This is a genomic window from Pseudomonas sp. Pse79, assembly GCF_024519615.1.
GTDB lineage: Bacteria > Pseudomonadota > Gammaproteobacteria > Pseudomonadales > Pseudomonadaceae > Aquipseudomonas > Aquipseudomonas veronii.
This window is the reverse complement of the sequence record NZ_JALJRR010000033.1, coordinates 16,308-42,405: the sequence shown is the minus strand read 5'-3', so window position 1 is coordinate 42,405 and position 26,098 is coordinate 16,308. Positions and strand designations below refer to the sequence as shown.

Genomic DNA, 26,098 nt, shown 5'->3' with positions numbered 1-26,098 from the left:
ATCCCCGGTCGGTGCGCCAGCTACGATACTGGCGCCCATCAACCCATCACGAGGCAACACACATGGCCAAGCAAGCGCTCATCCTAATCGATATCCAGAATGACTACTTCCCCCACGGCAAGTGGCCACTCGACGGCGTGGAAGCCGCGGCAGACAAGGCCGCGCAGGCGCTGCAGGCATTTCGCCAGGCGGGCGATGCGGTGATTCATGTGCGCCATGAGTTCACCTCGGAAGATGCACCGTTCTTCACCCCAGGCTCCGAAGGCGCGCATCTGCACCCCAAGGTGCTGAACGAAGGCAGTGAGCCGGTGGTGCTTAAACATTTCGTGAATGCGTTTCGCGAAACCCAACTGCGCACGGCGCTGGAACAACGCAGCATCACGGACCTGGTGGTGGTCGGCAGCATGAGCCATATGTGCATCGACGCCGTGGTACGGGCGGCGGCGGACCTCGGTTACAAGGTCACCGTGCTCCATGACGCCTGCGCCACGCGGGATCAGGAGTTCAACGGGCAAGTGATTCCGGCGGCGCAGGTGCATGGGGCGTATATGGCATCGCTGGCATTTGGGTATGCGAGCGTGGTGTCGACGCAGGAATACTTGCAGGCGCAAGCGGCGGCGGCCTGACCGCCACGTGCGGGCGTGGGGCTAGCGGGTTGCGATGATGAACAGGCGCGGGAAAGGCAGCAGCACGGTGCCATCAGCCAGGGCCGGATAAGCCTGGGTAATTCGCGCCTGATAGTCCTGTAGGAAGGCGGCTTTTTCGTCGTCACTCAACGGTGCGAGGAACGGCCGCAATGCCGAGGCCTTGAACCACTCCACCACAGCCGCGTGATCCGCCAGCGGGTGCAGGTAGGTGGTGCGCCACACATCGACAGCGCTGCAGTGTTTGCTCAGCAGTTCGTAGTAATAGCTCGCCGTGTGCCGTTCATTGTGTTTGACCGCGCCGATCCTGGCGGACCATGGGCCATCGGCGGCGACTTCACGCGCCAGCCGATGGGCGGGCTCGTCGAGGTTGTCCGGGGTTTGCACCGCCAGGGTTCCGCCGGAGGTCAACTGGCTGACCAGGTGCGGGTAAAGCGTGGCGTGGTCCGGCAGCCATTGCAGGGAAGCATTCGCCAGGATCACATCGAACGGTTGCGCCGGGCTCCAGGCGCCGATATCCGCCCGTTCGAAGTTCAGCGTCGGCAGGCGCTTGCGGGCGTCGGCCAGCATGTCGTCGGAGCTGTCCATGCCGGTGACGCGAGCCTGCGGAAAACGCTCGGCCAACACTTGCGTGGAATTACCGGGGCCGCAGCCCAGGTCGACGGCGGTTTGCACCGCGGTATTGGGAATGGCCGCGACCAGATCACGGACGGGGCGTGTGCGCTGTTGTTCGAACAGCGTGTATTGCTTGGCGGACCAGGTCATCGCGGCGCTCCTTGTGTTTAAAGGTTGATCACAGCCTAAATGTTGTGAGCCGTGGGAACAAATGTCGGGGCTGGCAATGTGAGCTTCGACGGAGGCCTGATCAACGGACATAAAAAAACCCCGCGGCCTACGCCAGCGGGGGTTCTTGTGTATTGCTCGTTTTGGGTCTTGGACCTAGAACGGAATATCGTCATCAAAGCTGTCGAAATCTGCAGCCGGTTGCGGAGCAGCCTGTTGTGGCGCTGGACGCGACTCACGCTGTGGCTGCTGGCTTGGCTGCGGACGCGACTGCTGTGGACGCGGTGCCGAGTTGGACATGCCGCCCTGGCCCTGTTGGTCGCCCTGTGGACGGCCGCCGAGCAGTTGCATGGTGCCTTGCATGTCGACCACGATTTCAGTGGTGTAACGCTTGATGCCGTCTTTTTCCCACTCGCGGGTCTGCAGTTTGCCTTCGATGTAGACCTGCGAACCTTTGCGCAGGTATTCACCGGCGATCTCTGCCACTTTGCCGAACATCGACACACGGTGCCATTCGGTTTTCTCGACCTTCTGGCCGGTCTGCTTGTCGGTCCACTGTTCGCTGGTCGCCAGACTCAGGTTGGTCACGGCGTTACCGTTAGGCAAGTAGCGAACTTCGGGATCCTGGCCGCATGTACCGACCAATATGACTTTGTTAACCCCACGGGCCATAACGTTCTCCTAAGCTGGGCGCGCTGTCGGCACTGGGTTGACCAGTTGCTCGAGCGTCGCGCGATCCAATAATTCGGTGTCCAATTTGATGTAGATGGCGGCTTCTTCAGCAATAACCACAGCATCGGTAACCCCTGTAACGGCCTTAAGGCGCTCGGCCAAGCCAGCTTCGCGTATCGCTTCAGGCGATAACGGCAAGCGCAGACTCGTCACATAGGGAGGTTCGCGCATGGTAACAGCAAAGGCTAGCCAGAGGGCAGCCAGACCTGCGCATCCGAGGAACACAACCGACAAACCGCCGTGCTGGAACATCCAGCCACCCATGATGCCGCCCAGTGCAGAGCCCAGGAACTGGCTGGTGGAATACACCCCCATCGCCGTGCCCTTGCCGCCGGCCGGTGAAACTTTACTGATCAGCGAAGGCAGCGAAGCCTCCAGCAGGTTGAACGCGGTGAAGAACACCACCGTACCGATTACCAGCGCCCGCAGGCTGTCGCCGAACTGCCAGAAGAATAGCTCAGTGAGCATCAGCGTCACGACGGCGCCGAGTAAAACTCGTTTCATTTTGCGTTTCTTCTCGCCATAGATGATGAATGGGATCATGGCGAAGAATGAAATCAGCAGCGCGGTCAGATAGACCCACCAGTGCTGCTCCTTGGGCAGCCCGGCTTTTTCCACCAGGGCCAGGGGCAAGGCCACGAAGCTGCTCATCAGCATCGCGTGCAACACGAAGATACCCAAATCCAGGCGCAGCAGGTCCGGGTGCTTGAGGGTCGGCAGCAGCGCCTGGCGCGCGACGCCGGATTCACGGTGCTGCAGAGTGCCGGTGGAACGCGGCACCATGAAGGCCACGATCACGATACCGAACAACGCCATGCCACCGGTGGCCAGGAACAGCCCGTGCAAACCGAAGGCGCGGGTCAGCAACGGGCCGACCACCATCGCGACGGCGAACGACAGGCCGATGGTCATGCCGATCATGGCCATGGCCTTGGTGCGGTGTTGTTCGCGGGTCAGGTCCGACAGCAAGGCCATGACCGCTGCGGAAATCGCGCCAGCGCCCTGTAGGACACGCCCGGCGATCACGCCCCAGATCGAATCGGACTGGGCCGCGAGTACGCTGCCGAGGGCAAACACGATCAACCCGAGGTAGATCACCGGGCGGCGGCCGATGCGGTCGGAAATGATCCCGAACGGAATCTGGAAAATCGCCTGGGTCAGGCCGTAAGCGCCAATGGCCAGGCCGATCAGGGCGGGGGTCGCGCCTGCGAGATCCATCCCGTAGGTCGCCAGCACCGGCAACACCATGAACATGCCAAGCATACGGAAGGCGAACACCAGGGCCAGACCGCTTGCTGCTCGGGTCTCGCCGCTACTCATGCGTTCGCTGTGGGGATCGTGCATGGAAAAACCTCGTGTGAACCGGCGGCGATTCTACCAGTCCCATCGATTGAGAGGGTATATGCGGCGGTTTGCCGCGCAGGTTTCATGTAAGGCTGCACCTGGCACCTTGACAGTGTATATTCATCCAGTCTTTAGCCGTATACTCCGGCATTATTTACGCCCGCCGTGCGAGGCCATCTTGGACAAGATCCTGATTCGTGGGGCTAGAACCCACAACCTGAAGAACATCGACCTGACCCTGCCCCGGGACAAACTGATCGTCATCACCGGTTTGTCCGGGTCCGGCAAATCGTCGCTGGCGTTCGACACGCTGTACGCCGAAGGCCAGCGGCGCTATGTCGAGTCGCTGTCGGCCTATGCCCGCCAGTTTCTGTCGATGATGGAAAAGCCCGACGTCGACACCATCGAAGGCCTGTCGCCGGCAATTTCCATCGAGCAGAAGTCGACTTCCCACAACCCGCGCTCCACCGTGGGCACCATCACCGAGATCTACGACTACCTGCGCCTGCTGTATGCGCGCGTCGGTATCCCGCGCTGCCCGGACCACGACATCCCGCTGGAAGCCCAGACCGTCAGCCAGATGGTCGACCTGGTGCTGGCCCAGCCGGAAGGCGCCAAGCTGATGCTGCTGGCGCCGGTGATTCGCGAGCGCAAGGGTGAACACCTTTCAGTGTTTGAAGAACTGCGCGCGCAAGGTTTCGTGCGTGCGCGGATCAACGGCAAGCTGTACGAGCTGGACGAAGCGCCGAAGCTCGACAAGCAGAAGAAGCACTCGATCGATGTCGTGGTCGACCGCTTCAAAGTACGCGCCGACTTGCAGCAGCGCCTGGCGGAATCCTTCGAGACAGCCCTGAAGCTGGCGGACGGTATCGCCCTGGTCGCGCCGATGGACGACGAACCGGGCGAAGAGATCATCTTCTCCGCACGCTTTGCCTGCCCGATCTGTGGCCACGCCATCAGCGAGCTGGAACCCAAGCTGTTTTCCTTCAACAACCCGGCCGGCGCCTGCCCGACCTGCGATGGCCTGGGCGTGAAGCAGTTTTTCGACATCAAGCGCCTGGTCAATGGCGAGCTGACGCTGGCGGAAGGCGCGATACGCGGCTGGGACAGGCGTAACGTCTATTACTTCCAGATGCTCGGCTCGTTGGCCTCGCACTATAAGTTCAGCCTGGAAGTACCGTTCAACCAACTGCCGGCGGATCAGCAAAAGGTCATTCTCAACGGCAGCGGTTCGCAGAACGTCGACTTCAAATACCTCAACGACCGTGGCGATATCGTCAAACGCTCGCATCCGTTCGAAGGCATCGTACCCAACCTCGAACGCCGCTACCGCGAGACCGAGTCGGCGAGCGTGCGGGAAGAACTGGCCAAGTTCCTCAGCACCCAGCCCTGCCCGGATTGCCGTGGCACCCGCCTGCGCCGTGAGGCGCGGCACGTATGGGTTGGCGAGAAGACCCTGCCGGCGGTGACCAACCTGCCGATCGGCGACGCCTGTGAATATTTCGGCGTACTCAAGCTGACCGGACGCCGTGGGGAGATTGCCGACAAGATCCTCAAGGAGATTCGCGAGCGCCTGCAGTTCCTGGTCAACGTCGGCCTGGATTACCTGTCGCTGGACCGCAGCGCCGATACCTTGTCGGGCGGTGAAGCCCAGCGCATCCGCCTGGCCAGCCAGATCGGCGCCGGCCTGGTGGGCGTGTTGTATATCCTTGATGAGCCGTCGATTGGCTTGCACCAGCGCGACAACGATCGCCTCCTGGGCACGCTGAAACACCTGCGGGACATCGGCAACACGGTGATCGTGGTCGAGCACGACGAAGACGCGATTCGCCTGGCCGATTATGTGGTCGATATCGGCCCGGGCGCTGGCGTGCATGGTGGGCATATCGTCGCCCAAGGCACGCCTGCCGAAGTGATGGCTCATCCAGACTCGCTGACCGGCAAGTACCTGTCCGGGCGCGTGAGGATTGAAGTGCCGTCCAAGCGCACGCCACGCAACAAGAAGATGGCGTTGCACCTCAAGGGCGCGCGCGGCAACAACCTGCGCAATGTCGACCTGGAAATTCCGCTGGGTCTGCTGACCTGCGTGACGGGTGTTTCCGGCTCGGGCAAGTCGACGCTGATCAACAACACGCTGTTCCCGTTGAGCGCCACCGCCCTGAACGGCGCGACCACGCTGGAAGCGGCTGCACATGACAGCATCAAGGGCCTGGAGCTCCTCGACAAAGTGGTCGATATCGACCAGAGCCCGATTGGCCGTACCCCCCGCTCCAACCCGGCGACCTATACCGGGCTGTTCACGCCCATTCGCGAGTTGTTCGCCGGCGTGCCGGAATCCCGCTCGCGGGGCTACGGGCCAGGCCGGTTCTCGTTCAACGTCAAGGGCGGGCGCTGCGAAGCGTGCCAGGGCGATGGCTTGATCAAGGTAGAGATGCACTTCCTGCCGGACATCTACGTGCCGTGCGATGTGTGCAAGAGCAAGCGCTACAACCGCGAAACCCTTGAGATCAAATACAAGGGCAAGAACATCCACGAAACCCTGGAGATGACCATCGAGGAAGCGCGGGTGTTCTTCGACGCGGTTCCGGCGTTGGCGCGCAAGCTGCAGACGCTGATGGATGTGGGCTTGTCGTACATCAAGCTGGGGCAATCGGCGACCACGCTGTCCGGTGGTGAAGCGCAACGGGTCAAGCTGTCCCGTGAGCTGTCCAAGCGCGATACCGGTAAAACCCTGTATATCCTCGATGAGCCGACCACGGGCCTGCACTTCGCGGACATTCAGCAATTGCTGGATGTGTTGCACCGCCTGCGCGACCACGGCAACACCGTGGTGGTGATCGAGCACAACCTGGATGTGATCAAGACCGCCGACTGGCTGGTCGACCTCGGGCCGGAAGGCGGTTCCAAGGGCGGTCAGATCATCGCGGTAGGTACGCCGGAGCAGGTCTCCGAGATGCCGCAATCGCACACGGGTTACTACTTGAAACCGTTGCTCGCGCGCGACCGGGCCTGATTTATCCGGCCCAATAAAAAGCCCCTGTCACTTCAACGGTGACAGGGGCTTTTTTACAGCCGGGAATCAGAACTGCGATTGCAGGTAATTCTCCAGGCCGACCAGCTTGATCAGGCCCAACTGCTTTTCCAGCCAGTAGGTGTGATCTTCTTCGGTATCGGCCAACTGCACGCGCAGAATTTCACGGGTGACATAGTCGTTGTGCTGCTCGCACAGCTCGATGCCCTTGCACAGCGCGGCACGGACCTTGTTCTCGAGGCGCAGGTCAGCGGCGAGCATCTCAGGCACCGTTGTGCCTACGTCCAAGTCGTCGGGACGCATGCGTGGCGTGCCTTCGAGCATCAGGATACGGCGCATCAGTGCGTCGGCGTGCTGGGTCTCTTCTTCCATCTCGTGGTTGATACGCTCGTAGAGCTCGGTAAAGCCCCAGTCTTCGTACATACGCGAATGGATGAAATATTGGTCACGAGCCGCGAGTTCGCCCGTCAGCAACGTGTTGAGGTAATCGATTACGTCGGGGTGACCTTGCATCGCCCTACATCTCCCTGCTTGAAAGTCTTTAGTTTGAACCATGCTGACCCATAGGTCACGGAGCCAACGGCTGAAAAGTGAAGATTTCCTGAGAAAAACAGCTGATTTAACGCAAAAACCGCCCAAATGAGGGCGGTTCTGCTTATCGTTTAGAGTCAGTTAATCGATACACCCAGCGCCTTTGCGATTGCTTCTCCATAAGCCGGATCGGCTTTGAAGAAGTGCTGCAACTGCCGCTGGACCACATCACTGGAAACCCCCGCCATGGCGCCGGCGATGTTGCCGGTGAGCAAGGCTTTCTGCTCATCGTTCATCAGGCGGAACAGCGCACCGGCGTGGCTGTAATAGTCGGTGTCTTCGCGGTGATCGTAACGATCCGCGGCACCGCTCAGGGCCAATGCGGGCTCGGCGTACTGTGGCGCTTGTTTCGGCGCGTCGGCGTAGCTGTTTGGCTCATAGTTGGGCGCCCCACCGCCGTTGCTGCCGAAGGCCATCGAGCCATCACGCTGGTAGCTGTTGACCGGGCTACGTGGGGCATTCACCGGCAATTGCTGGTGGTTGGTGCCGATACGGTAGCGGTGGGCATCTGCGTAAGCGAAGACGCGACCTTGCAGCATGCGGTCCGGCGACAGGCCAACACCCGGGACCATGTTGCTCGGGCCGAACGCCGCTTGTTCCACTTCGGCGAAGTAGTTCTGCGGATTACGGTTGAGCTCCAGTTCACCGACTTCGATCAGCGGGAACTCCTTCTGCGACCAGGTTTTGGTCACGTCAAAGGGGTTCTCGTAATGTGCGTTGGCCTGGGCCTCGGTCATGATCTGAATGCAAACGCGCCATTTCGGGAAATCCCCGCGCTCGATCGCACCAAACAGATCGCGCTGTGCGTAATCAGGGTCGGTACCGGCCAAACGTGCCGCCTCGGCCGGTGCCAGGTTCTTGATGCCTTGCTTGGTCTTGTAGTGCCACTTCACCCAGTGCCGCTCGCCCTTGGCGTTGATCAAGCTGTAGGTGTGGCTACCGAAGCCGTGCATGTGGCGGTAACCGTCAGGGATACCACGGTCCGAAAACAGGATGGTGACCTGGTGCAGCGCCTCCGGGGAGTGCGACCAGAAATCCCACATCATCTGCGCGCTTTTCAGATTGCTTTGCGGCAGGCGTTTTTGAGTGTGGATGAAATCAGGGAACTTGAGTGGGTCGCGGATGAAGAACACCGGGGTGTTGTTACCGACGATGTCCCAGTTGCCTTCTTCGGTGTAGAACTTCAAGGCAAAGCCACGAGGGTCGCGCTCGGTATCCGCCGAACCACGTTCGCCACCAACCGTGGAGAAACGCAGAAAGGTCGGCGTTTGTTTACCAACGGCCTCGAACAGCTTGGCGCTGGTGTACTGAGTAATGTCCCGGGTGACGGTGAACGTGCCGTAAGCACCCGAACCTTTGGCGTGTACGCGACGCTCAGGGATGTTTTCGCGGTTGAAGTGAGCGAGCTTCTCGATCAGGTGAAAATCATCGAGCAACAACGGGCCACGCGGGCCGGCGGAACGGGAGTTCTGGTTGTCCGCCACGGGAGCGCCGCTGGCGGTGGTAAGAATTTTGTTCTGGCTCATGTTCAATCTTCCTCAGGTCGGACTTGGAACTGCCGGCTAATCGGCTTGCAGTGAGTATTGATCATCAACATGACGTCTACAAATTCATTAAATTGTGGACATCAATAGAAAATTACTACCAATACACCCGACGCCCATAATGCCGCGGCCAGATCGATGCACGCTTGTATCCATGGCGCTTTTCTTACGCGCACAAAAAACCGGGCGCTAGGCCCGGTTCTTCGTTACAGACTGTCGTCTTACTCGGCGCTTACAGCTTCGCCGGCAGTAGCACGATCAACCAACTCGACATACGCCATAGGCGCGTTGTCGCCAGCGCGGAAACCGCACTTGAGGATGCGCAGGTAGCCACCCTCACGGGTAGCGTAACGCTTGCCCAGGTCGTTGAAGAGCTTACCAACGATAGCTTTCGAACGAGTACGGTCGAAGGCCAGACGGCGGTTAGCCAGGCTGTCTGTCTTAGCCAAAGTGATCAGCGGCTCAGCAACGCGACGCAGTTCTTTAGCTTTCGGCAGTGTAGTTTTGATCAGCTCGTGCTCGAACAGCGACACCGCCATGTTTTGGAACATGGCCTTACGGTGCGAGCTGGTACGGCTCAGGTGACGTCCACTTTTACGATGACGCATGGTTCATTCCTTACCAAACTCACGTTCGGTGATTACGACGATCAGGCAGTCGCCTTGTCGTCCTTCTTAAGACTTGCAGGCGGCCAGTTGTCGAGGCGCATGCCGAGGGACAGACCGCGGGAGGCCAGAACGTCCTTGATTTCAGTCAAGGATTTCTTGCCCAGGTTCGGAGTCTTCAACAGTTCTACTTCGGTACGCTGAATCAGGTCGCCGATGTAGTAAATGTTTTCCGCCTTAAGGCAGTTAGCCGAACGTACAGTCAGTTCCAGATCGTCAACCGGGCGAAGCAGGATCGGATCGATCTCGTCTTCCTGCTCGATTACCACTGGTTCGCTGTCGCCTTTGAGGTCGACGAACGCAGCCAACTGCTGTTGCAGAATGGTTGCAGCGCGACGGATAGCCTCTTCAGGGTCCAGAGTACCGTTGGTTTCCAGATCAATAACCAGCTTGTCCAGGTTAGTACGCTGCTCGACACGGGCGTTTTCCACCACGTATGCGATGCGGCGAACCGGGCTGAACGAAGAGTCAAGCTGCAAGCGACCAATGCTGCGGCTTTCGTCTTCATCGCTCTGACGCGAGTCGGCCGGTTCATAACCACGACCACGAGCTACAGTGAGCTTCATGTTCAGGGCGCCGTTAGACGCCAGGTTAGCGATTACGTGATCGGGGTTAACGATCTCGACATCATGATCCAGCTGAATATCGGCAGCGGTAACCACCCCCGAACCCTTCTTCGACAAGGTCAGCGTAACTTCGTCACGGCCGTGCAGCTTGATAGCCAGACCTTTAAGGTTCAACAGGATTTCAATTACGTCTTCCTGTACACCTTCGATGGCGCTGTACTCGTGGAGCACACCGTCAATCTCGGCCTCGACTACTGCACAGCCGGGCATTGAGGACAACAGGATGCGGCGCAGCGCGTTGCCCAGGGTGTGGCCAAAACCACGCTCGAGAGGCTCGAGTGTGATTTTGGCGCGGGTTGGACTGACAACCTGCACATCAATGTGGCGGGGTGTCAGGAACTCATTTACCGAAATCTGCATGGATGCACCTATTTTCTAGCCCTTACTTGGAGTAGAGCTCGACAATCAGGCTTTCGTTGATGTCGGCGGACAGATCACTGCGAGCTGGAACGTTCTTGAAAACGCCCGACTTCTTCTCAGTGTCTACTTCTACCCATTCTACGCGGCCACGTTGGGCACACAGATCGAGAGCTTGGACAATGCGAAGTTGGTTTTTTGCTTTCTCGCGAACAGCGACCACATCACCAGCACGAACCTGGTAGGACGGAACGTTTACGGTCTGGCCGTTAACGCTGATCGACTTGTGCGATACCAGCTGACGGGATTCGGCACGAGTAGAACCAAAGCCCATACGGTATACAACGTTGTCCAGACGGCATTCGAGCAGTTGCAGCAGGTTTTCACCGGTTGCACCTTTCTTGCCAGCAGCTTCTTTGTAGTAGCCGCTGAACTGACGCTCGAGAACGCCGTAGATACGACGGACCTTCTGCTTTTCACGCAGTTGGGTGCCGTAATCGGACTGGCGACCGCGGCGTTGGCCGTGGATACCAGGTGCTGCTTCAATGTTGCACTTCGATTCGATCGCGCGCACGCCGCTCTTCAGGAAGAGATCGGTGCCTTCGCGACGAGCGAGTTTGCATTTTGGACCAATGTAACGAGCCATTCTTTACAATCTCCTGGATTACACGCGGCGCTTCTTCGGCGGACGGCACCCGTTGTGCGGGATTGGCGTCACGTCGGTGATGCTGGCGATCTTATAGCCACAGCCGTTCAAAGCACGGACAGCGGACTCACGACCTGGACCTGGACCTTTGACGTTAACGTCGAGGTTTTTCAGGCCGTATTCCAGCGCAGCTTGACCAGCACGTTCAGCAGCTACTTGAGCAGCAAACGGGGTGGACTTGCGGGAACCGCGGAAACCCGAACCACCGGAGGTAGCCCAAGAAAGCGCGTTACCTTGACGGTCGGTGATGGTCACGATGGTGTTGTTAAAAGAAGCATGGATGTGGGCGATGCCATCAACCACTGTCTTTTTAACTTTTTTACGAGGACGAGCAGCAGGTTTTGCCATGATAATTTTCCTGTCGATTCGCGGGGGCGATTACTTGCGGATCGGCTTACGCGGACCTTTACGGGTACGCGCGTTAGTCTTGGTACGCTGACCGCGTACTGGAAGACCACGACGATGACGCAGACCGCGATAGCAACCGAGGTCCATCAAACGCTTGATTTTCATGTTGATTTCGCGACGCAGGTCACCTTCAGTGGTGAACTTCGCCACTTCGCCACGCAGCAATTCAACCTGCTCGTCGCTCAGATCCTTGATCTTAGCGGCTGGGTTTACCCCAGCGACCGCGCAAATTTTCTGCGCAGTAGTGCGACCAACACCATAGATGTAGGTCAGCGAGATAACAGTGTGCTTGTTATCTGGAATGTTAACGCCTGCAATACGGGCCATTCAGTGGGACTCCAATTGACAGCTACCTACGCCCCGGAAGCCAAGAAATAGGGCGCGAGATAATATCGCTGTAATAACAAATAATCAACCCGGCAGCGCACTAGCTGCCGGGCTTCAAGCGGATCACACTCAGCCTTGGCGCTGTTTGTGACGCGGTTCCGCGCTGCAAATTACTCGAACAACACCTTCGCGGCGAATAATCTTGCAGTTACGGCACAGCTTTTTCACCGATGCACGAACTTTCATCACCAACTCCTCGAACCTTATGGGTACTCAGCGCAACATGCCGCTGCCGTAACCCTTCAGGTTGGCTTTCTTCATCAGGGATTCGTACTGGTGCGAAACGAGGTGCGATTGTACTTGGGACATGAAGTCCATCACAACCACGACCACGATCAGCAACGAGGTCCCGCCAAGGTAGAACGGAACGTTTGCTGCAACCACCAGGAACTGGGGCAACAAGCACACGGCCGTCATATATAGAGCACCGAACAGGGTCAAACGAGTCAGAACGCCATCAATGTAGCGTGCAGACTGCTCACCTGGACGGATGCCCGGAATAAAGGCACCGGACTTCTTCAGGTTTTCCGCTACGTCTTTCGGATTGAACATCAACGCCGTATAGAAGAAGCAGAAGAAAATAATCCCTGCACTAAACAGCAGAATATTCAACGGCTGACCAGGAGCGATCGACTGAGAGAGGTCCTGCAGCCAGCCCATGTTTTCAGACTGACCAAACCAGGTACCCAACGAAGCCGGAAACAGCAAGATGCTGCTCGCGAAAATCGCCGGAATAACACCGGCCATATTCACTTTCAGCGGCAAGTGGCTGGTCTGCGCGGCAAAGACCTTGCGGCCCTGCTGACGCTTGGCGTAGTGAACAGCAATACGACGCTGGCCACGCTCAATGAACACCACAAAACCGATAATCGCTACTGCCAGCAAACCGATGGCAACCAGGGCGAAAATGTTGATATCACCCTGACGTGCAGACTCGAAAGACTGCCCGATCGCTCTCGGAAGACCGGCGACGATACCTGCGAAAATCAACATCGAGATACCGTTACCAACACCACGCTCAGTAATCTGCTCACCCAGCCACATCATGAACATCGCACCAGCCACAAACGTGGATACCGCGACGAAATGGAAGCCAAAGTCACCAGTGAACGCAACACCCTGCCCCGCCAGGCCAACGGACATGCCGATAGCTTGAACCAGGGCGAGGATGACAGTGCCGTAGCGGGTGTACTGGCTAATCTTGCGACGGCCAGCTTCACCTTCCTTCTTCAACTGCTCCAGCTGCGGGCTGACGGCGGTCATCAGTTGCATGATGATCGATGCCGAAATGTACGGCATGATCCCCAGTGCAAAGATGCTCATCCGTTCCAGCGCGCCGCCGGAAAACATGTTGAACAAGCTAAGAATGGTCCCCTCATTCTGTCGAAACAGGTCTGCGAGTCGGTCCGGGTTGATACCTGGAACCGGGATGTGTGCGCCTATTCGGTAGACGATAATCGCCAGGAACAGAAAACGCAGACGAGCCCAAAGTTCAGACATACCGCCTTTGCCGAGCGCTGAGAGAGCACCTTGCTTAGCCATTTATTCCTCGAACTTGCCGCCAGCTGCTTCGATAGCCGAACGCGCACCTTTGGTGGCGCCGATTCCCTTGCCGATAGTGACAGCGCGAGTCACTTCACCGGACAGCATGATTTTCACACGCTGTACGTTGACGTTGATCACGTTGGCATCTTTCAGGGTCTGCACAGTAACGATGTCGCCTTCCACTTTAGCCAGCTCGGACAGACGCACTTCTGCGCGGTCCATGGCTTTCAGGGATACGAAACCGAACTTAGGCAGGCGACGATGCAGCGGCTGTTGACCGCCTTCAAAGCCTGGAGCAATGGTGCCACCGGAGCGGGAGGTTTGACCTTTGTGGCCACGGCCACCAGTCTTACCCAAACCGCTACCGATACCACGGCCCGGACGATGCTTTTCGCGACGGGAACCCGGCGCTGGACTCAGATCATTGAGTTTCATCGATTAACCCTCGACACGCAGCATGTAGTAAGCCTTGTTGATCATCCCGCGATTCTCGGGAGTATCCTGGACTTCTACAGTGTGACCGATGCGACGCAGACCCAAACCCTTAACGCACAATTTGTGGTTAGGGATGCGGCCGGTCATGCTTTTGATCAGCGTTACTTTAACGGTAGCCATGATCAGAAGATCTCCTTGACGCTTTTGCCACGCTTGGCGGCAATGGATTCAGGAGACTGCATTGCTTTCAAACCCTTGAAAGTGGCGTGAACCACGTTTACTGGGTTAGTCGAGCCGTAGCACTTGGCCAGAACGTTCTGAACGCCAGCAACTTCGAGGACAGCACGCATAGCGCCGCCAGCGATGATACCGGTACCTTCAGAAGCAGGCTGCATGTACACCTTCGAAGCGCCATGGGCGGACTTCATTGCGTACTGCAGAGTGGTGCCGTTCAGATCAACTTGGATCATGTTGCGACGAGCAGCTTCCATTGCCTTCTGGATCGCAGCAGGCACTTCACGTGACTTGCCACGGCCGAAGCCAACGCGCCCTTTACCATCACCTACCACGGTCAACGCGGTGAAAGTGAAGATACGGCCGCCTTTAACGGTTTTGGCTACGCGGTTAACTTGAACCAGCTTCTCAATGTAGCCTTCGTCGCGCTTTTGGTCGTTATTTGACATAACTTAGAACTCCAGCCCAGCTTCACGAGCAGCATCAGCCAGCGCCTTGACGCGACCGTGATACTTGAAGCCAGAGCGGTCGAAAGCCACCTGCGAGACGCCAGCGGCTTTAGCACGCGTAGCGACCAGCTGGCCAACCTTAGTGGCCGCGTCGATGTTGCCGGTGGCACCATCACGCAGTTCTTTATCCAAAGTCGAGGCGCTTGCCAGGACTTTGTTGCCGTCGGCCGAGATGACCTGGGCGTAGATGTGCTGCGACGAGCGGAACACGCAGAGACGCACGACTTCGAGTTCGTGCATTTTCAGGCGTGCTTTGCGAGCGCGACGCAGTCGAGTAACTTTTTTGTCGGTCATTTGCTATGCCCTACTTCTTCTTGGCTTCTTTACGACGGACGACTTCGTCCGCGTAGCGCACACCTTTGCCTTTGTACGGCTCTGGTGGACGGAAGTCGCGGATCTCAGCGGCCACCTGACCTACCAGCTGCTTATCGATGCCCTTGATCAGGATATCGGTTTGGCTAGGGGTCTCAGCGGTGATGCCTTCCGGCAGTTCGTAATCCACTGGGTGCGAGAAGCCAAGGGCCAGGTTCAAAACCGTGCCTTTTGCTTGCGCTTTGTAACCAACACCGACCAGCTGGAGCTTACGCTCGAAGCCTTGGCTTACGCCTTGGACCATGTTGTTTACCAACGCACGCGTGGTACCGGCCATTGCGCGAGTTTGTTGATCGCCATTGCGAGCAGCGAAACGCAGCTCACCAGCTTCTTCAACGATCTCAACGGACGAATGGATGTTCAGTTCAAGAGTACCCTTGGCACCCTTCACCGAAAGCTGTTGGCCTGCGAATTTTACTTCGACACCGGCTGGCAGCTTAACGGGGTTCTTAGCGACGCGAGACATGCTTATCCCCCCTTAGAACACAGTGCAAAGAACTTCGCCGCCGACACCGGCAGCGCGCGCAGCACGATCCGTCATCACACCTTTGTTGGTGGAGACGATAGACACGCCAAGACCGCCACGAACTTTCGGCAGATCTTCAACGGACTTGTACTGACGCAGGCCTGGACGGCTAACGCGCTTCACTTCCTCGATGACCGGACGGCCTTCGAAGTACTTCAGCTCGATGGACAGCAGTGGTTTGATTTCGCTGCTGATCTGATAACCCGCAATGTAGCCTTCGTCTTTCAGGACTTTGGCAACAGCTACCTTCAACGTGGAAGATGGCATGCTTACGACGGACTTTTCAGCCATCTGGGCATTACGGATACGAGTTAGCATGTCCGCTAACGGGTCCTGCATACTCATGGGCTAGACGCTCCTAATACAAAAAAATTAGCCTTGCGGCTACATATGTCGCTGAGTATCTCCGGGCATAGAAAACACGGGCTCAGGCGAGCCGGGTATTCTAGACACACTCCGGAAATGAAACAAGCCCCAAAAGGGGCTTGTTCCAGATTCAAGGTACCGGCGGTCAGTATCTTGCGATTCAGACCGTCCGGACTTTGAAAGTACTTACCAGCTGGCTTTAACCAGACCTGGTACGTCACCACGCATTGCCGCTTCACGCAGTTTGTTACGGCCGAGGCCGAACTTGCGGTAAACGCCGTGTGGACGACCGGTCAGGCGGCAGCGGTTACGCATGCGCGAGGCGCTTGCGTCACGTGGCTGCTTCTGCAGAGCTACTGTGGCTTCCCAACGTGCTTCTGGACTTGCGTTCAGATCAACGATGATTGCTTTCAGTGCTGCACGCTTCTTGGCGTACTTGGCAACCGTGAGCTGACGTTTCAGCTCGCGGTTTTTCATGCTCATCTTGGCCATGGTCCTACTCCAATCAGTTGCGGAACGGGAATTTGAAAGCACGCAACAGGGCGCGACCTTCATCATCGTTCTTGGCAGTGGTGGTCAGGGTGATGTCCAGACCGCGGAGAGCATCGATCTTGTCGTAGTCGATTTCCGGGAAGATGATCTGCTCTTTCACGCCCATGCTGTAGTTACCACGACCATCGAAGGACTTGGCATTCAGGCCGCGGAAGTCGCGGACCCGAGGCAGGGAGATCGACAGCAGACGATCCAGGAATTCGTACATACGCTCACGGCGCAGAGTCACTTTGACGCCGATCGGCCAACCTTCACGGACTTTAAAGCCAGCGATGGATTTCCGAGCGTAAGTCACAACGACTTTTTGACCGGTGATCTTTTCCAGGTCAGCAACAGCGTGCTCGATGACTTTTTTGTCGCCGATCGCTTCGCCCAGACCCATGTTCAGGGTGATTTTGGTAACGCGCGGAACTTCCATCACGTTCCCGAGCTTAAGTTCTTCCTTAAGCTTGGGGGCGATTTCCTTCCGGTAAATCTCTTGTAGTCGTGCCATGGTCTTATCTACCTAGCAGTGTTCAAGCATCAACCGCTTTTTGGGTCGACTTGAAGACACGAATTTTCTTACCGTCTTCTACTTTGAAACCAACGCGGTCAGCCTTGTTGGTTTCGCCGTTGAAGATGGCGACGTTAGAAGCGTGCAGTGGCGCTTCTTTCTCGACGATACCGCCTTGTACGCCCGACATAGGGTTAGGCTTGGTATGACGCTTGACCAGGTTCAGACCACCGACGACCAGACGGTCGTCAGCGAGAACCTTCAGCACCTTACCGCGCTTACCTTTGTCTTTGCCGGCGATCACGATGATCTCGTCGTCACGACGAATCTTTTGCATGTCGGATCTCCTTACAGCACTTCTGGGGCGAGCGAGACGATCTTCATGAACTTCTCAGTACGAAGTTCACGGGTCACTGGCCCAAAGATACGGGTGCCGATCGGCTCTTGCTTGTTGTTCAGAAGAACAGCAGCGTTGCCATCAAAGCGGATAATGGAGCCATCTGCACGGCGAACGCCGTGACGAGTGCGAACTACAACAGCAGTCATCACTTGGCCTTTTTTCACTTTACCGCGAGGAATTGCTTCCTTCACGGTAACTTTGATGATGTCACCGATACCAGCGTAACGACGATGGGAGCCACCCAGCACCTTGATGCACATAACACGGCGAGCGCCGCTGTTATCGGCCACATCGAGCATGGATTGAGTCTGAATCATATAATTTCTCCGACCCCTAGTCCTTAGACTTCCACAGCGCGTTCGAGAACATCAACCAGTGCCCAAGACTTGGTCTTGGCCAGCGGACGAGTTTCACGAATAGTGACTTTGTCGCCGATGTGGCACTGGTTGGTTTCGTCGTGCGCGTGCAGCTTAGTCGAACGCTTAACATATTTACCGTAGATCGGGTGCTTAACGCGACGCTCGATCAAAACGGTGATGGTTTTGTCCATCTTGTCGCTGACAACACGGCCAGTCAGCGTACGGACAGTCTTTTCGGCTTCAGCCATGATCACTTACCTGCCTGCTGGTTGAGCACAGTCTTCACGCGAGCGATGTCACGCTTAACTTGCGAGAGCAGATGAGACTGCCCCAACTGGCCAGTTGCTTTCTGCATGCGCAGATTGAACTGGTCGCGCAGCAGGCCGAGCAGTTGCTCGTTCAGCTGCTGTGCGGATTTTTCACGAAGTTCATTCGCTTTCATCACATCACCGTCCGTTTAACAAAGGCGGTGGCGAGCGGCAGCTTTGCAGCAGCCAGGGCAAAAGCCTCACGCGCCAGCTCTTCAGTTACACCCTCGATTTCATACAGGACTTTGCCTGGCTGAATCTGGGCTACCCAGTATTCCACGTTACCCTTACCTTTACCCATCCGAACTTCGAGGGGCTTTTTGGAGATCGGCTTGTCCGGGAATACACGGATCCAGATCTTGCCGCCACGTTTTACGTGACGGGTCAGAGCACGACGCGCTGACTCGATCTGACGAGCGGTGAGACGACCACGAGCTACAGACTTCAGCGCGAATTCGCCGAAGCTGACTTTGCTACCGCGCTGAGCCAGACCACGGTTGTGGCCTGTCATCTGCTTGCGGAACTTCGTACGCTTTGGTTGCAACATTTGGCGTACCCCTTACTTAGCAGCTTTTTTACGAGGCGCTGGTGCTTGTGGTTTCAGTTCTTCTTGGCGACCACCAATTACTTCGCCTTTGAAGATCCAAACCTTTACACCGATCACACCATAAGTGGTGTGAGCTTCGTAGTTGGCATAGTCGATGTCGGCACGCAGGGTGTGCAGTGGCACACGACCTTCGCGATACCATTCAGTACGTGCGATTTCAGCACCGCCGAGACGACCGCTCACTTGGATTTTGATGCCTTTGGCACCAATACGCATGGCGTTCTGTACGGCGCGCTTCATAGCGCGACGGAACATGACGCGACGCTCCAGCTGCTGAGCTACGCTCTGCGCAACCAGCATACCGTCGAGCTCCGGCTTGCGGATCTCTTCGATATTGATGTGCACAGGCACACCCATTTGCTTGGTCAGGTCCTGACGCAGTTTCTCAACATCTTCACCTTTCTTCCCGATAACGATACCTGGACGAGCGGTGTGGATGGTGATACGTGCAGTTTGTGCCGGACGATGGATATCGATACGGCTTACGGACGCGCTTTTTAGTTTGTCTTGGAGATACTCACGCACCTTCAGATCAGCGAACAAATAGTCCGCATAAGTCCGACCGTCTGCGTACCAGACGGAGGTGTGCTCCTTGACGATTCCCAGGCGAATGCCAATGGGATGTACTTTCTGACCCATCTCTTCGACTCCGTTACTTGTCAGCAACCTTGACAGTGATATGGCAAGACCGCTTGACGATGCGATCAGCACGGCCTTTGGCACGCGGCATGATACGCTTCAGCGAACGCCCTTCGTTGACGAAAACGGTGCTGACCTTCAGGTCATCAACGTCTGCGCCTTCGTTATGCTCGGCGTTGGCTACGGCCGACTCCAGCACTTTCTTCATGATCTCGGCGGCTTTCTTACTGCTGAAAGCCAACAGGTTGAGCGCTTCGCCCACCTTCTTCCCGCGGATCTGGTCGGCGACCAAGCGGGCTTTCTGGGCGGAGATTCGAGCGCCCGACAACTTAGCGGCTACTTCCATTTCCTTACCCCTTAACGCTTGGCTTTCTTGTCTGCCACGTGCCCACGATAAGTGCGGGTACCGGCAAACTCGCCTAGTTTGTGGCCGACCATGTCTTCGTTAACGAGAACTGGGACGTGTTGACGACCGTTGTGTACTGCGATGGTCAGACCGACCATTTGTGGCAGGATCATCGAACGACGCGACCAGGTCTTAACTGGTTTGCGATCGTTCTTTTCCGCCGCCACTTCGATCTTCTTCAGTAGGTGAAGATCAATAAAAGGACCTTTTTTCAGAGAACGTGGCACTGTCGTATCCCTCTATTTACTTGCGACGACGGACGATCATTTTGTCGGTACGCTTATTACCACGAGTCTTCGCGCCCTTAGTCGGGAAGCCCCATGGCGATACCGGATGACGACCACCAGAGGTACGACCTTCACCACCACCGTGTGGGTGGTCAACCGGGTTCATGGCAACACCACGAACGGTTGGGCGAACGCCACGCCAGCGTTTGGCACCAGCTTTACCCAGCGAACGCAGGCTGTGCTCGGAGTTCGAGACTTCACCCAGGGTCGCGCGGCATTCAGCCAGCACTTTACGCATCTCACCAGAACGCAGACGCAGGGTCACGTAGACACCTTCACGAGCGATCAGCTGAGCCGAAGCACCAGCGGAACGAGCGATTTGCGCGCCTTTACCTGGCTTCAATTCGATGCCGTGTACGGTGCTACCAACTGGAATGTTACGCAGTTGCAGAGCGTTGCCCGGCTTGATCGGTGCCAGAGCACCTGCGATCAGCTGGTCACCAGCACTCACGCCTTTAGGGGCGATGATGTAGCGACGCTCGCCATCTGCGTACAGCAGCAGAGCGATGTGAGCAGTACGGTTTGGATCGTATTCGATACGCTCGACAGTGGCAGCGATGCCATCTTTGTCGTTGCGACGGAAGTCGACCAGACGATAATGCTGTTTATGGCCACCACCGATGTGACGAGTGGTAATGCGACCATTGTTGTTACGACCACCAGTCTTCGATTTCTTCTCGAGCAGCGGTGCGTGAGGAGCGCCTTTATGCAGCTCCTGGTTGACCACCTTGACCACAAAACGGCGGCCAGGGGAAGTCGGTTTGCATTTAACGATTGCCATGATGCACCCCTTCCTTACTCAGCACTGCTGCTGAAATCGAGATCTTGGCCTGGCTGAAGGGAGATAACTGCCTTCTTCCAGTCATTACGCTTGCCCAGACCGCGAGCAGTGCGCTTGCTCTTACCCAGAACATTCAGGGTAGTAACACGCTCTACTTTCACGCTGAACAGGCTTTCGACGGCCTTCTTGATTTCCAGCTTGGTTGCGTCAGTTGCAACCTTGAAAACGAACTGGCCTTTCTTGTCAGCCAGAACCGTAGCCTTTTCGGAAACGTGCGGGCCAAGCAGAACTTTAAATACGCGTTCCTGGTTCATCCCAGCAGCTCCTCGAATTTCTTCACGGCCGACACGGTGATCAACACCTTGTCGTATGCGATCAGACTAACTGGATCGGAACCTTGCACGTCACGTACATCAACGTGTGGCAGGTTGCGAGCAGCCAGGTACAGGTTCTGATCAACAGCTTCAGACACGATCAAGACGTCAGTCAGGCCCATGCCGTTCAGCTTGTTCAGCAGATCTTTGGTTTTCGGTGCTTCAACAGCGAAGTCCTGAACCACGACCAGACGATCAGTACGCACGAGTTCAGCAAGGATGGAGCGCAGTGCTGCGCGGTACATCTTCTTGTTGAGCTTCTGAGTGTGATCCTGCGGACGAGCTGCGAAAGTGGTACCGCCGCCGCGCCAGATTGGGCTACGGATAGTACCGGCACGAGCACGGCCAGTACCTTTCTGACGCCAAGGGCGCTTACCGCCACCACGAACGTCGGAACGGGTCTTTTGCTGCTTGCTACCTTGACGGCCGCCGGCCATGTAGGCCACGACTGCTTGGTGAACGAGCGTCTCGTTGAATTCGCCGCCAAATGTCAGTTCGGAAACTTCGATCGCTTGAGCGTCATTTACATTTAATTGCATGTCAGCTTCCCCTTAACCGCGAGCCTTGGCCGCTGGACGTACAACCAGGTTGCCGCCAGTAGCGCCAGGAACAGCACCCTTGACCAACAACAGATTGCGTTCAGCGTCGACGCGCACTACTTCGAGGGACTGCACGGTCACGCGCTCAGCGCCCATATGACCGGACATTTTTTTGCCCTTGAATACACGACCAGGAGTCTGGCACTGGCCAATAGAGCCCGGGACGCGGTGGGAAACGGAGTTACCGTGAGTGTTGTCTTGGCCACGGAAATTCCAACGCTTGATCGTACCCTGGAAGCCTTTACCCTTGGACTGACCGGTTACATCAACCAGTTGACCAGCGGCGAAGATTTCAGCGTTGATCAGATCGCCAGCCTGGTAGTCGCCTTCTTCAAGACGGAACTCCATAACAGTGCGACCAGCTGCAACGTTTGCTTTAGCGAAGTGACCTGCTTGAGCAGCAGTCACGCGCGAAGCACGACGCTCGCCGACAGTGACTTGCACTGCACGATAGCCATCGGTTTCTTCAGTTTTGAACTGGGTGACGCGATTCGGTTCGATCTCAATGACCGTGACCGGAATGGAGACACCTTCTTCGGTGAAAATACGGGTCATACCGCATTTACGACCGACTACACCAATAGTCATGTTGTAAACCTCATGAGTGTACGGGGCTTTCACCCGCTATGGCCGCCCATTTCAGAGCGTTACACGACTAAGACCCAAGTCTTAGCCGAGGCTGATCTGTACTTCCACACCGGCCGCCAGATCAAGCTTCATAAGTGCATCAACGGTTTTATCCGTTGGCTGGACGATGTCCAGTACGCGCTTATGAGTACGGATCTCGTACTGGTCACGCGCGTCTTTGTTGACGTGCGGGGAGACCAGAACGGTGAACCGCTCTTTACGGGTAGGCAGTGGAATTGGACCACGCACTTGAGCACCAGTACGTTTCGCGGTTTCCACGATTTCCTGGGTGGATTGGTCGATCAGGCGATGGTCAAAAGCCTTCAACCTGATACGGATTTGCTGATTTTGCATTGGATTTCAGACTCCGGCTGCTATTCCCAGCGAGCGCAATACGCCCGTTAAAAGGAGGCGCAATTCTATAGACGCCCCAGATAGGTGTCAACCCAATAAAAAAAGCCCCCGCTGAGCGGGGGCTTTTTCAAAACCTCGAAGCTAACTCAAAAAAGAGCTTACTCGATGATTTTAGCTACAACGCCAGCACCAACGGTACGGCCGCCTTCACGGATAGCGAAGCGCAGACCGTCTTCCATTGCGATGGTTTTGATCAGGGTAACAGTCATTTGAATGTTATCGCCTGGCATTACCATTTCAACGCCTTCTGGCAATTCGCAGTTACCAGTCACGTCAGTAGTACGGAAGTAGAACTGTGGACGGTAGCCTTTGAAGAACGGAGTGTGACGACCGCCTTCTTCCTTGCTCAGAACGTAAACTTCTGCGGTGAACTTGGTGTGCGGCTTAACGGTACCTGGCTTAACCAGAACCTGACCACGTTCAACGTCATCACGCTTGGTGCCGCGCAGCAGTACGCCGCAGTTCTCGCCAGCACGACCTTCGTCGAGCAGCTTGCGGAACATTTCAACACCGGTGCAAGTGGTAACGGTGGTGTCACGCAGACCAACGATTTCCAGTGGGTCTTGAACGCGAACGATACCACGCTCGATACGACCAGTCACAACAGTACCGCGACCCGAGATCGAGAATACGTCTTCGATTGGCATCAGGAATGGCTTGTCGGTCAGACGAACTGGTTCTGGGATGTAGCTGTCCAGAGTTTCAACCAGTTTACGAACGGCAGTGGTGCCCATTTCGTTGTCGTCTTTGCCTTCCAGCGCCATACGAGCAGAACCGATGATGATCGGAGTGTCGTCGCCTGGGAAGTCGTAAGTGCTCAGCAGATCGCGCACTTCCATCTCAACCAGTTCCAGCAGCTCAGCGTCGTCTACCAGGTCAGCCTTGTTCAGGAAAACCACGATGTACGGAACGCCTACCTGACGGGACAGCAGGATGTGCTCACGGGTTTGTGGCATCGGACCATCAGCGGCCGAGCAAACCAGGATCGCGCCGTCCATCTGGGCAGCACCAGTGATCATGTTCTTCACATAGTCAGCGTGACCTGGGCAGTCAACGTGAGCGTAGTGACGAATCTTCGAGTTGTACTCGACGTGCGCGGTGTTGATGGTGATACCACGAGCTTTTTCTTCTGGTGCGCTGTCGATTTTATCGAAATCAACGATTGCGGAACCGAATACTTCGGAGCAAACGCGAGTCAGAGCAGCAGTCAGAGTGGTTTTACCGTGGTCAACGTGACCGATGGTGCCAACGTTGACGTGCGGTAGGGAACGATCAAATTTTTCTTTAGCCACGACAATTAACTCCTTGCCTAAAGGACTGAATCAGCCTTGTTTTTTGGATACAGTTTCAGCGATGTGCGCCGGAGCTGTGTTGTATTTTTTGAATTCCATAGAGTAGCTTGCGCGACCCTGGGACATGGAGCGAACGTCGGTCGCATAACCGAACATCTCACCCAACGGAACCTCGGCGCGAATCACTTTGCCGGAAACCGTGTCTTCCATACCCAAGATCATGCCGCGACGACGGTTAAGGTCGCCCATGACATCACCCATATAGTCTTCAGGTGTAACAACTTCTACCGCCATGATTGGCTCAAGCAACTCACCACCGCCCTTCTGGGCCAGTTGCTTGGTTGCCATGGAAGCAGCCACCTTGAACGCCATCTCGTTGGAGTCGACGTCGTGGTAAGAACCGTCAAAAACGGTTGCTTTCAGGCCGATCAGCGGATAGCCGGCGACAACACCGTTCTTCATCTGCTCTTCGATACCCTTCTGGATAGCAGGGATGTATTCCTTAGGAACAACACCACCTACTACTTCGTTCACGAATTGCAGACCTTCCTGACCTTCGTCAGCAGGAGCAAAACGGATCCAGCAGTGACCGAACTGACCACGACCGCCGGACTGACGAACGAACTTGCCTTCGATTTCACAGTTCTTCGTGATGCGCTCACGATAGGAAACCTGAGGCTTACCGATGTTGGCTTCGACGTTGAACTCACGGCGCATCCGGTCAACCAGGATGTCCAGGTGCAACTCGCCCATGCCGGAGATGATCGTTTGACCAGTCTCTTCATCAGTCTTGACGCGGAAAGATGGATCTTCCTGAGCAAGTTTGCCCAGAGCGATACCCATTTTTTCCTGGTCATCCTTGGTCTTAGGCTCTACGGCAACCGAAATAACCGGCTCCGGGAAGTCCATGCGAACCAGGATGATTGGCTTAGCAGCGTCGCACAAAGTTTCACCAGTGGTGACGTCCTTCATGCCGATCAGGGCCGCGATGTCACCAGCGCGCACTTCCTTGATCTCTTCACGGGCGTTTGCGTGCATTTGCACCATACGACCCACGCGCTCTTTCTTACCTTTAACCGAGTTGATCACGCCGTCGCCGGAGGCCAACACGCCCGAGTAAACGCGGACGAAAGTCAAGGTACCCACGAATGGGTCGGTTGCGATCTTGAACGCCAGAGCCGAGAACGGCTCGCTGTCATCGGCGTGACGCTCCATCTCTTCTTCCTCGTTATCAGGGTTGGTACCCTTGATAGCAGGAATGTCGGTTGGAGCAGGCAGGTAGTCGATAACGGCGTCGAGAACCAGGGGAACACCCTTGTTCTTGAAGGAAGAACCACAAACAGCCAAGACGATCTCACCAGCGATAGTACGCTGACGCAGAGCGGCCTTGATTTCCGCGTTGGTGAGTTCTTCACCTTCGAGGTACTTGTTCATCAGCTCTTCGCTGGCTTCGGCAGCAGCCTCAACCATGTTGTTACGCCACTCGTCAGCCAGCTCCTGCAGTTCAGCAGGGATAGGCTTACGAACAGGAACCATACCTTTGTCAGCGTCATTCCAGTAGACGGCTTCCATGGCGATCAGATCGATCTGGCCCTGGAAGTTATCTTCGGAACCGATTGCCAATTGAATTGGCACCGGAGTGTGACCCAGACGCTGCTTGATCTGACCGATCACGCGCAGGAAGTTGGCACCAGCACGGTCCATCTTGTTTACGTAAACAAGACGTGGAACGCCGTATTTGTTGGCTTGACGCCATACGGTTTCCGACTGAGGCTCAACACCCGAGGTACCGCAGAACACAACGACAGCGCCGTCGAGTACACGCAGGGAACGCTCAACTTCAATGGTGAAGTCTACGTGGCCTGGGGTATCGATAACGTTGAAGCGGTGCTCGTCTTTGTACTGCTTCTCGGAACCTTTCCAGAAGGCGGTAATAGCAGCAGAAGTAATGGTAATACCACGCTCCTGCTCCTGAACCATCCAGTCTGTGGTCGCGGCGCCGTCATGCACCTCGCCCATCTTGTGACTTTTGCCGGTGTAAAAAAGGACGCGCTCGGTGGTGGTGGTTTTACCAGCATCCACGTGAGCAACGATACCAATGTTACGGTAGCGATTAATCGGTGTAGTACGAGCCATAAAGCCCTCGCAAATTGAG

37 protein-coding genes are annotated in these 26,098 nt (G+C 56.5%); 2 read left to right on the top strand and 35 right to left on the bottom strand.

The annotated features are described in order from the left end of the window. Nucleotides 1–62: 62 nt before the first annotated feature. Entirely contained in the window at nt 63–626 is a 564-nt protein-coding gene (locus NR164_RS27645; RefSeq protein WP_079444807.1) for a cysteine hydrolase family protein, read from the top strand. Nucleotides 627–647: 21 nt separating this feature from the next. On the opposite strand, the gene tam is transcribed toward NR164_RS27645, so the two are convergent. The 3 genes from tam to NR164_RS27630 all read right to left on the bottom strand — a co-directional run bounded on the left by tam (nt 648) and on the right by NR164_RS27630 (nt 3,503). Then, a complete protein-coding gene (gene tam, locus NR164_RS27640) occupies nt 648–1,409 on the bottom strand; it encodes a trans-aconitate 2-methyltransferase (RefSeq protein WP_046381880.1) in 762 nt (253 codons plus the stop codon). A 174-nt stretch (nt 1,410–1,583) separates the two neighbouring features. Further along, nucleotides 1,584–2,099: a single-stranded DNA-binding protein gene (locus tag NR164_RS27635; RefSeq protein WP_017849542.1), complete on the bottom strand. Its 516-nt coding sequence runs from the start codon at nt 2,097–2,099 to the stop codon at nt 1,584–1,586. Nucleotides 2,100–2,108: 9 nt separating this feature from the next. Beyond that, nucleotides 2,109–3,503, bottom strand: a complete 1,395-nt coding sequence (locus NR164_RS27630) for an MFS transporter (protein WP_017849543.1) — start codon at nt 3,501–3,503, stop codon at nt 2,109–2,111. 178 nt (nt 3,504–3,681) lie between these two features. Here NR164_RS27630 and uvrA point away from each other — a divergent pair, with 178 nt between their 5' ends. Continuing rightward, nucleotides 3,682–6,516, top strand: a complete 2,835-nt coding sequence (uvrA, locus tag NR164_RS27625) for an excinuclease ABC subunit UvrA (RefSeq protein WP_017849544.1) — start codon at nt 3,682–3,684, stop codon at nt 6,514–6,516. Nucleotides 6,517–6,582: 66 nt separating this feature from the next. Here uvrA and bfr read toward each other — a convergent pair whose 3' ends face one another. The 32 genes from bfr to fusA all read right to left on the bottom strand — a co-directional run bounded on the left by bfr (nt 6,583) and on the right by fusA (nt 26,079). Then, nucleotides 6,583–7,047, bottom strand: a complete 465-nt coding sequence (bfr, locus tag NR164_RS27620; RefSeq protein ID WP_017848805.1) for a bacterioferritin — start codon at nt 7,045–7,047, stop codon at nt 6,583–6,585. A gap of 155 nt (nt 7,048–7,202) precedes the next feature. Further along, nucleotides 7,203–8,651 carry a catalase gene (locus NR164_RS27615; protein WP_017848804.1) on the bottom strand — a complete coding sequence of 483 codons (1,449 nt, stop codon included), beginning with the start codon at nt 8,649–8,651 and terminating at the stop codon, nt 7,203–7,205. A gap of 239 nt (nt 8,652–8,890) precedes the next feature. Continuing rightward, nucleotides 8,891–9,277 carry a 50S ribosomal protein L17 gene (gene rplQ / locus NR164_RS27610; RefSeq protein ID WP_003176402.1) on the bottom strand — a complete coding sequence of 129 codons (387 nt, stop codon included), beginning with the start codon at nt 9,275–9,277 and terminating at the stop codon, nt 8,891–8,893. 41 nt (nt 9,278–9,318) lie between these two features. Then, the gene (rpoA, locus tag NR164_RS27605; RefSeq protein WP_003176403.1) at nt 9,319–10,320 is read right to left on the bottom strand and encodes a DNA-directed RNA polymerase subunit alpha; all 1,002 of its coding nucleotides are present in this window, start codon (nt 10,318–10,320) and stop codon (nt 9,319–9,321) included. 22 nt (nt 10,321–10,342) lie between these two features. Continuing rightward, the gene (rpsD, locus tag NR164_RS27600) at nt 10,343–10,963 is read right to left on the bottom strand and encodes a 30S ribosomal protein S4 (protein ID WP_003176404.1); all 621 of its coding nucleotides are present in this window, start codon (nt 10,961–10,963) and stop codon (nt 10,343–10,345) included. Nucleotides 10,964–10,981: 18 nt separating this feature from the next. Next, nucleotides 10,982–11,371 carry a 30S ribosomal protein S11 gene (gene rpsK, locus NR164_RS27595; RefSeq protein ID WP_002555466.1) on the bottom strand — a complete coding sequence of 130 codons (390 nt, stop codon included), beginning with the start codon at nt 11,369–11,371 and terminating at the stop codon, nt 10,982–10,984. 30 nt (nt 11,372–11,401) lie between these two features. Next, entirely contained in the window at nt 11,402–11,758 is a 357-nt protein-coding gene (rpsM, locus tag NR164_RS27590; protein WP_017848803.1) for a 30S ribosomal protein S13, read from the bottom strand. A 129-nt stretch (nt 11,759–11,887) separates the two neighbouring features. Continuing rightward, nucleotides 11,888–12,004, bottom strand: coding sequence for a 50S ribosomal protein L36 (rpmJ, locus tag NR164_RS27585; protein WP_002555468.1), 117 nt, complete (start codon nt 12,002–12,004; stop codon nt 11,888–11,890). A 27-nt stretch (nt 12,005–12,031) separates the two neighbouring features. Next, entirely contained in the window at nt 12,032–13,360 is a 1,329-nt protein-coding gene (gene secY, locus NR164_RS27580; RefSeq protein WP_003176406.1) for a preprotein translocase subunit SecY, read from the bottom strand. Beyond that, nucleotides 13,361–13,798, bottom strand: a complete 438-nt coding sequence (gene rplO / locus NR164_RS27575) for a 50S ribosomal protein L15 (protein ID WP_003176407.1) — start codon at nt 13,796–13,798, stop codon at nt 13,361–13,363. Nucleotides 13,799–13,801: 3 nt separating this feature from the next. Then, a complete protein-coding gene (gene rpmD, locus NR164_RS27570) occupies nt 13,802–13,978 on the bottom strand; it encodes a 50S ribosomal protein L30 (RefSeq protein ID WP_003176408.1) in 177 nt (58 codons plus the stop codon). Nucleotides 13,979–13,980: 2 nt separating this feature from the next. Beyond that, the gene (gene rpsE, locus NR164_RS27565) at nt 13,981–14,481 is read right to left on the bottom strand and encodes a 30S ribosomal protein S5 (RefSeq protein ID WP_003186035.1); all 501 of its coding nucleotides are present in this window, start codon (nt 14,479–14,481) and stop codon (nt 13,981–13,983) included. Nucleotides 14,482–14,484: 3 nt separating this feature from the next. After that, nucleotides 14,485–14,835, bottom strand: a complete 351-nt coding sequence (gene rplR / locus NR164_RS27560; RefSeq protein ID WP_003186037.1) for a 50S ribosomal protein L18 — start codon at nt 14,833–14,835, stop codon at nt 14,485–14,487. Nucleotides 14,836–14,845: 10 nt separating this feature from the next. Then, nucleotides 14,846–15,379 carry a 50S ribosomal protein L6 gene (gene rplF / locus NR164_RS27555; protein WP_003176412.1) on the bottom strand — a complete coding sequence of 178 codons (534 nt, stop codon included), beginning with the start codon at nt 15,377–15,379 and terminating at the stop codon, nt 14,846–14,848. Nucleotides 15,380–15,391: 12 nt separating this feature from the next. After that, the gene (gene rpsH, locus NR164_RS27550; protein WP_017848802.1) at nt 15,392–15,784 is read right to left on the bottom strand and encodes a 30S ribosomal protein S8; all 393 of its coding nucleotides are present in this window, start codon (nt 15,782–15,784) and stop codon (nt 15,392–15,394) included. Nucleotides 15,785–15,991: 207 nt separating this feature from the next. Then, a complete protein-coding gene (rpsN, locus tag NR164_RS27545) occupies nt 15,992–16,297 on the bottom strand; it encodes a 30S ribosomal protein S14 (protein ID WP_003176414.1) in 306 nt (101 codons plus the stop codon). Between the two features lie 13 nt (nt 16,298–16,310). Then, nucleotides 16,311–16,850, bottom strand: coding sequence for a 50S ribosomal protein L5 (gene rplE / locus NR164_RS27540; RefSeq protein ID WP_003194642.1), 540 nt, complete (start codon nt 16,848–16,850; stop codon nt 16,311–16,313). Nucleotides 16,851–16,872: 22 nt separating this feature from the next. Then, the gene (gene rplX / locus NR164_RS27535; RefSeq protein ID WP_007896770.1) at nt 16,873–17,187 is read right to left on the bottom strand and encodes a 50S ribosomal protein L24; all 315 of its coding nucleotides are present in this window, start codon (nt 17,185–17,187) and stop codon (nt 16,873–16,875) included. An 11-nt stretch (nt 17,188–17,198) separates the two neighbouring features. Then, nucleotides 17,199–17,567, bottom strand: coding sequence for a 50S ribosomal protein L14 (rplN, locus tag NR164_RS27530; protein WP_002555479.1), 369 nt, complete (start codon nt 17,565–17,567; stop codon nt 17,199–17,201). Between the two features lie 23 nt (nt 17,568–17,590). Continuing rightward, nucleotides 17,591–17,857: a 30S ribosomal protein S17 gene (rpsQ, locus tag NR164_RS27525; RefSeq protein ID WP_003176419.1), complete on the bottom strand. Its 267-nt coding sequence runs from the start codon at nt 17,855–17,857 to the stop codon at nt 17,591–17,593. A 2-nt stretch (nt 17,858–17,859) separates the two neighbouring features. Then, entirely contained in the window at nt 17,860–18,051 is a 192-nt protein-coding gene (gene rpmC, locus NR164_RS27520; protein WP_002555481.1) for a 50S ribosomal protein L29, read from the bottom strand. Then, nucleotides 18,051–18,464: a 50S ribosomal protein L16 gene (gene rplP, locus NR164_RS27515; protein WP_003232424.1), complete on the bottom strand. Its 414-nt coding sequence runs from the start codon at nt 18,462–18,464 to the stop codon at nt 18,051–18,053. The genes rpmC and rplP overlap by 1 nt, the downstream gene beginning before the upstream one ends. Before the next feature lie 12 nt (nt 18,465–18,476). Next, nucleotides 18,477–19,163 carry a 30S ribosomal protein S3 gene (gene rpsC, locus NR164_RS27510; protein WP_003176422.1) on the bottom strand — a complete coding sequence of 229 codons (687 nt, stop codon included), beginning with the start codon at nt 19,161–19,163 and terminating at the stop codon, nt 18,477–18,479. 13 nt (nt 19,164–19,176) lie between these two features. Next, nucleotides 19,177–19,509: a 50S ribosomal protein L22 gene (gene rplV, locus NR164_RS27505; protein ID WP_003103908.1), complete on the bottom strand. Its 333-nt coding sequence runs from the start codon at nt 19,507–19,509 to the stop codon at nt 19,177–19,179. 11 nt (nt 19,510–19,520) lie between these two features. Continuing rightward, on the bottom strand, nt 19,521–19,796 hold the full coding sequence (rpsS, locus tag NR164_RS27500; protein ID WP_002555486.1) for a 30S ribosomal protein S19: 276 nt from the start codon (nt 19,794–19,796) through the stop codon (nt 19,521–19,523). A gap of 16 nt (nt 19,797–19,812) precedes the next feature. Then, nucleotides 19,813–20,637, bottom strand: a complete 825-nt coding sequence (gene rplB / locus NR164_RS27495) for a 50S ribosomal protein L2 (protein ID WP_003210080.1) — start codon at nt 20,635–20,637, stop codon at nt 19,813–19,815. Between the two features lie 14 nt (nt 20,638–20,651). Continuing rightward, nucleotides 20,652–20,951: a 50S ribosomal protein L23 gene (rplW, locus tag NR164_RS27490; protein WP_002555488.1), complete on the bottom strand. Its 300-nt coding sequence runs from the start codon at nt 20,949–20,951 to the stop codon at nt 20,652–20,654. Beyond that, nucleotides 20,948–21,550, bottom strand: coding sequence for a 50S ribosomal protein L4 (gene rplD, locus NR164_RS27485; RefSeq protein WP_003210082.1), 603 nt, complete (start codon nt 21,548–21,550; stop codon nt 20,948–20,950). The genes rplW and rplD overlap by 4 nt, the downstream gene beginning before the upstream one ends. A 12-nt stretch (nt 21,551–21,562) precedes the next feature. After that, the gene (gene rplC / locus NR164_RS27480) at nt 21,563–22,198 is read right to left on the bottom strand and encodes a 50S ribosomal protein L3 (protein ID WP_007253310.1); all 636 of its coding nucleotides are present in this window, start codon (nt 22,196–22,198) and stop codon (nt 21,563–21,565) included. An 81-nt stretch (nt 22,199–22,279) separates the two neighbouring features. Continuing rightward, a complete protein-coding gene (rpsJ, locus tag NR164_RS27475; protein ID WP_003186070.1) occupies nt 22,280–22,591 on the bottom strand; it encodes a 30S ribosomal protein S10 in 312 nt (103 codons plus the stop codon). 158 nt (nt 22,592–22,749) lie between these two features. After that, the gene (gene tuf, locus NR164_RS27470) at nt 22,750–23,943 is read right to left on the bottom strand and encodes an elongation factor Tu (protein ID WP_017848801.1); all 1,194 of its coding nucleotides are present in this window, start codon (nt 23,941–23,943) and stop codon (nt 22,750–22,752) included. A gap of 30 nt (nt 23,944–23,973) precedes the next feature. Further along, nucleotides 23,974–26,079 (bottom strand): elongation factor G, encoded by a 2,106-nt coding sequence (gene fusA, locus NR164_RS27465; RefSeq protein WP_017848800.1) that lies wholly within the window; start codon nt 26,077–26,079, stop codon nt 23,974–23,976. Between the last annotated feature and the right edge of the window lie 19 nt (nt 26,080–26,098).

Coding starts and splice junctions, on each gene's coding strand:
- rpmJ (WP_002555468.1), bottom strand. CDS start 12,004: ATGAAAGTTCGTGCATCGGTGAAAAAGCTGTGCCGTAACTGCAAGATT.
- rplW (WP_002555488.1), bottom strand. CDS start 20,951: ATGAACCAGGAACGCGTATTTAAAGTTCTGCTTGGCCCGCACGTTTCC.
- NR164_RS27635 (WP_017849542.1), bottom strand. CDS start 2,099: ATGGCCCGTGGGGTTAACAAAGTCATATTGGTCGGTACATGCGGCCAG.
- rplQ (WP_003176402.1), bottom strand. CDS start 9,277: ATGCGTCATCGTAAAAGTGGACGTCACCTGAGCCGTACCAGCTCGCAC.
- rpsK (WP_002555466.1), bottom strand. CDS start 11,371: ATGGCAAAACCTGCTGCTCGTCCTCGTAAAAAAGTTAAAAAGACAGTG.
- rpsN (WP_003176414.1), bottom strand. CDS start 16,297: ATGGCCAAGATGAGCATGAAAAACCGCGAGCTGAAACGTCAGCTCACG.
- rpmC (WP_002555481.1), bottom strand. CDS start 18,051: ATGAAAGCGAATGAACTTCGTGAAAAATCCGCACAGCAGCTGAACGAG.
- rplB (WP_003210080.1), bottom strand. CDS start 20,637: ATGGCAATCGTTAAATGCAAACCGACTTCCCCTGGCCGCCGTTTTGTG.
- rpsC (WP_003176422.1), bottom strand. CDS start 19,163: ATGGGTCAGAAAGTACATCCCATTGGCATTCGCCTGGGAATCGTCAAG.
- rplX (WP_007896770.1), bottom strand. CDS start 17,187: ATGCAAAAGATTCGTCGTGACGACGAGATCATCGTGATCGCCGGCAAA.
- secY (WP_003176406.1), bottom strand. CDS start 13,360: ATGGCTAAGCAAGGTGCTCTCTCAGCGCTCGGCAAAGGCGGTATGTCT.
- rpsH (WP_017848802.1), bottom strand. CDS start 15,784: ATGAGTATGCAGGACCCGTTAGCGGACATGCTAACTCGTATCCGTAAT.
- rplN (WP_002555479.1), bottom strand. CDS start 17,567: ATGATTCAGACTCAATCCATGCTCGATGTGGCCGATAACAGCGGCGCT.
- rplO (WP_003176407.1), bottom strand. CDS start 13,798: ATGAAACTCAATGATCTGAGTCCAGCGCCGGGTTCCCGTCGCGAAAAG.
- rpsD (WP_003176404.1), bottom strand. CDS start 10,963: ATGGCTCGTTACATTGGTCCAAAATGCAAACTCGCTCGTCGCGAAGGC.
- rpsM (WP_017848803.1), bottom strand. CDS start 11,758: ATGGCCCGTATTGCAGGCGTTAACATTCCAGATAACAAGCACACTGTT.
- NR164_RS27630 (WP_017849543.1), bottom strand. CDS start 3,503: ATGCACGATCCCCACAGCGAACGCATGAGTAGCGGCGAGACCCGAGCA.
- rpoA (WP_003176403.1), bottom strand. CDS start 10,320: ATGCAGATTTCGGTAAATGAGTTCCTGACACCCCGCCACATTGATGTG.
- fusA (WP_017848800.1), bottom strand. CDS start 26,079: ATGGCTCGTACTACACCGATTAATCGCTACCGTAACATTGGTATCGTT.
- rpsQ (WP_003176419.1), bottom strand. CDS start 17,857: ATGGCTGAAGCCGAAAAGACTGTCCGTACGCTGACTGGCCGTGTTGTC.
- rplE (WP_003194642.1), bottom strand. CDS start 16,850: ATGGCACGACTACAAGAGATTTACCGGAAGGAAATCGCCCCCAAGCTT.
- rplR (WP_003186037.1), bottom strand. CDS start 14,835: ATGACCGACAAAAAAGTTACTCGACTGCGTCGCGCTCGCAAAGCACGC.
- rpsJ (WP_003186070.1), bottom strand. CDS start 22,591: ATGCAAAATCAGCAAATCCGTATCAGGTTGAAGGCTTTTGACCATCGC.
- rpmD (WP_003176408.1), bottom strand. CDS start 13,978: ATGGCTACCGTTAAAGTAACGCTGATCAAAAGCATGACCGGCCGCATC.
- rplV (WP_003103908.1), bottom strand. CDS start 19,509: ATGGAAGTAGCCGCTAAGTTGTCGGGCGCTCGAATCTCCGCCCAGAAA.
- rpsE (WP_003186035.1), bottom strand. CDS start 14,481: ATGTCAAATAACGACCAAAAGCGCGACGAAGGCTACATTGAGAAGCTG.
- bfr (WP_017848805.1), bottom strand. CDS start 7,047: ATGCAAGGTCACCCCGACGTAATCGATTACCTCAACACGTTGCTGACG.
- rplC (WP_007253310.1), bottom strand. CDS start 22,198: ATGACTATTGGTGTAGTCGGTCGTAAATGCGGTATGACCCGTATTTTC.
- NR164_RS27615 (WP_017848804.1), bottom strand. CDS start 8,651: ATGAGCCAGAACAAAATTCTTACCACCGCCAGCGGCGCTCCCGTGGCG.
- rplD (WP_003210082.1), bottom strand. CDS start 21,550: ATGCAATTAAATGTAAATGACGCTCAAGCGATCGAAGTTTCCGAACTG.
- rplF (WP_003176412.1), bottom strand. CDS start 15,379: ATGTCTCGCGTCGCTAAGAACCCCGTTAAGCTGCCAGCCGGTGTCGAA.
- NR164_RS27645 (WP_079444807.1), top strand. CDS start 63: ATGGCCAAGCAAGCGCTCATCCTAATCGATATCCAGAATGACTACTTC.
- rplP (WP_003232424.1), bottom strand. CDS start 18,464: ATGTTGCAACCAAAGCGTACGAAGTTCCGCAAGCAGATGACAGGCCAC.
- tam (WP_046381880.1), bottom strand. CDS start 1,409: ATGACCTGGTCCGCCAAGCAATACACGCTGTTCGAACAACAGCGCACA.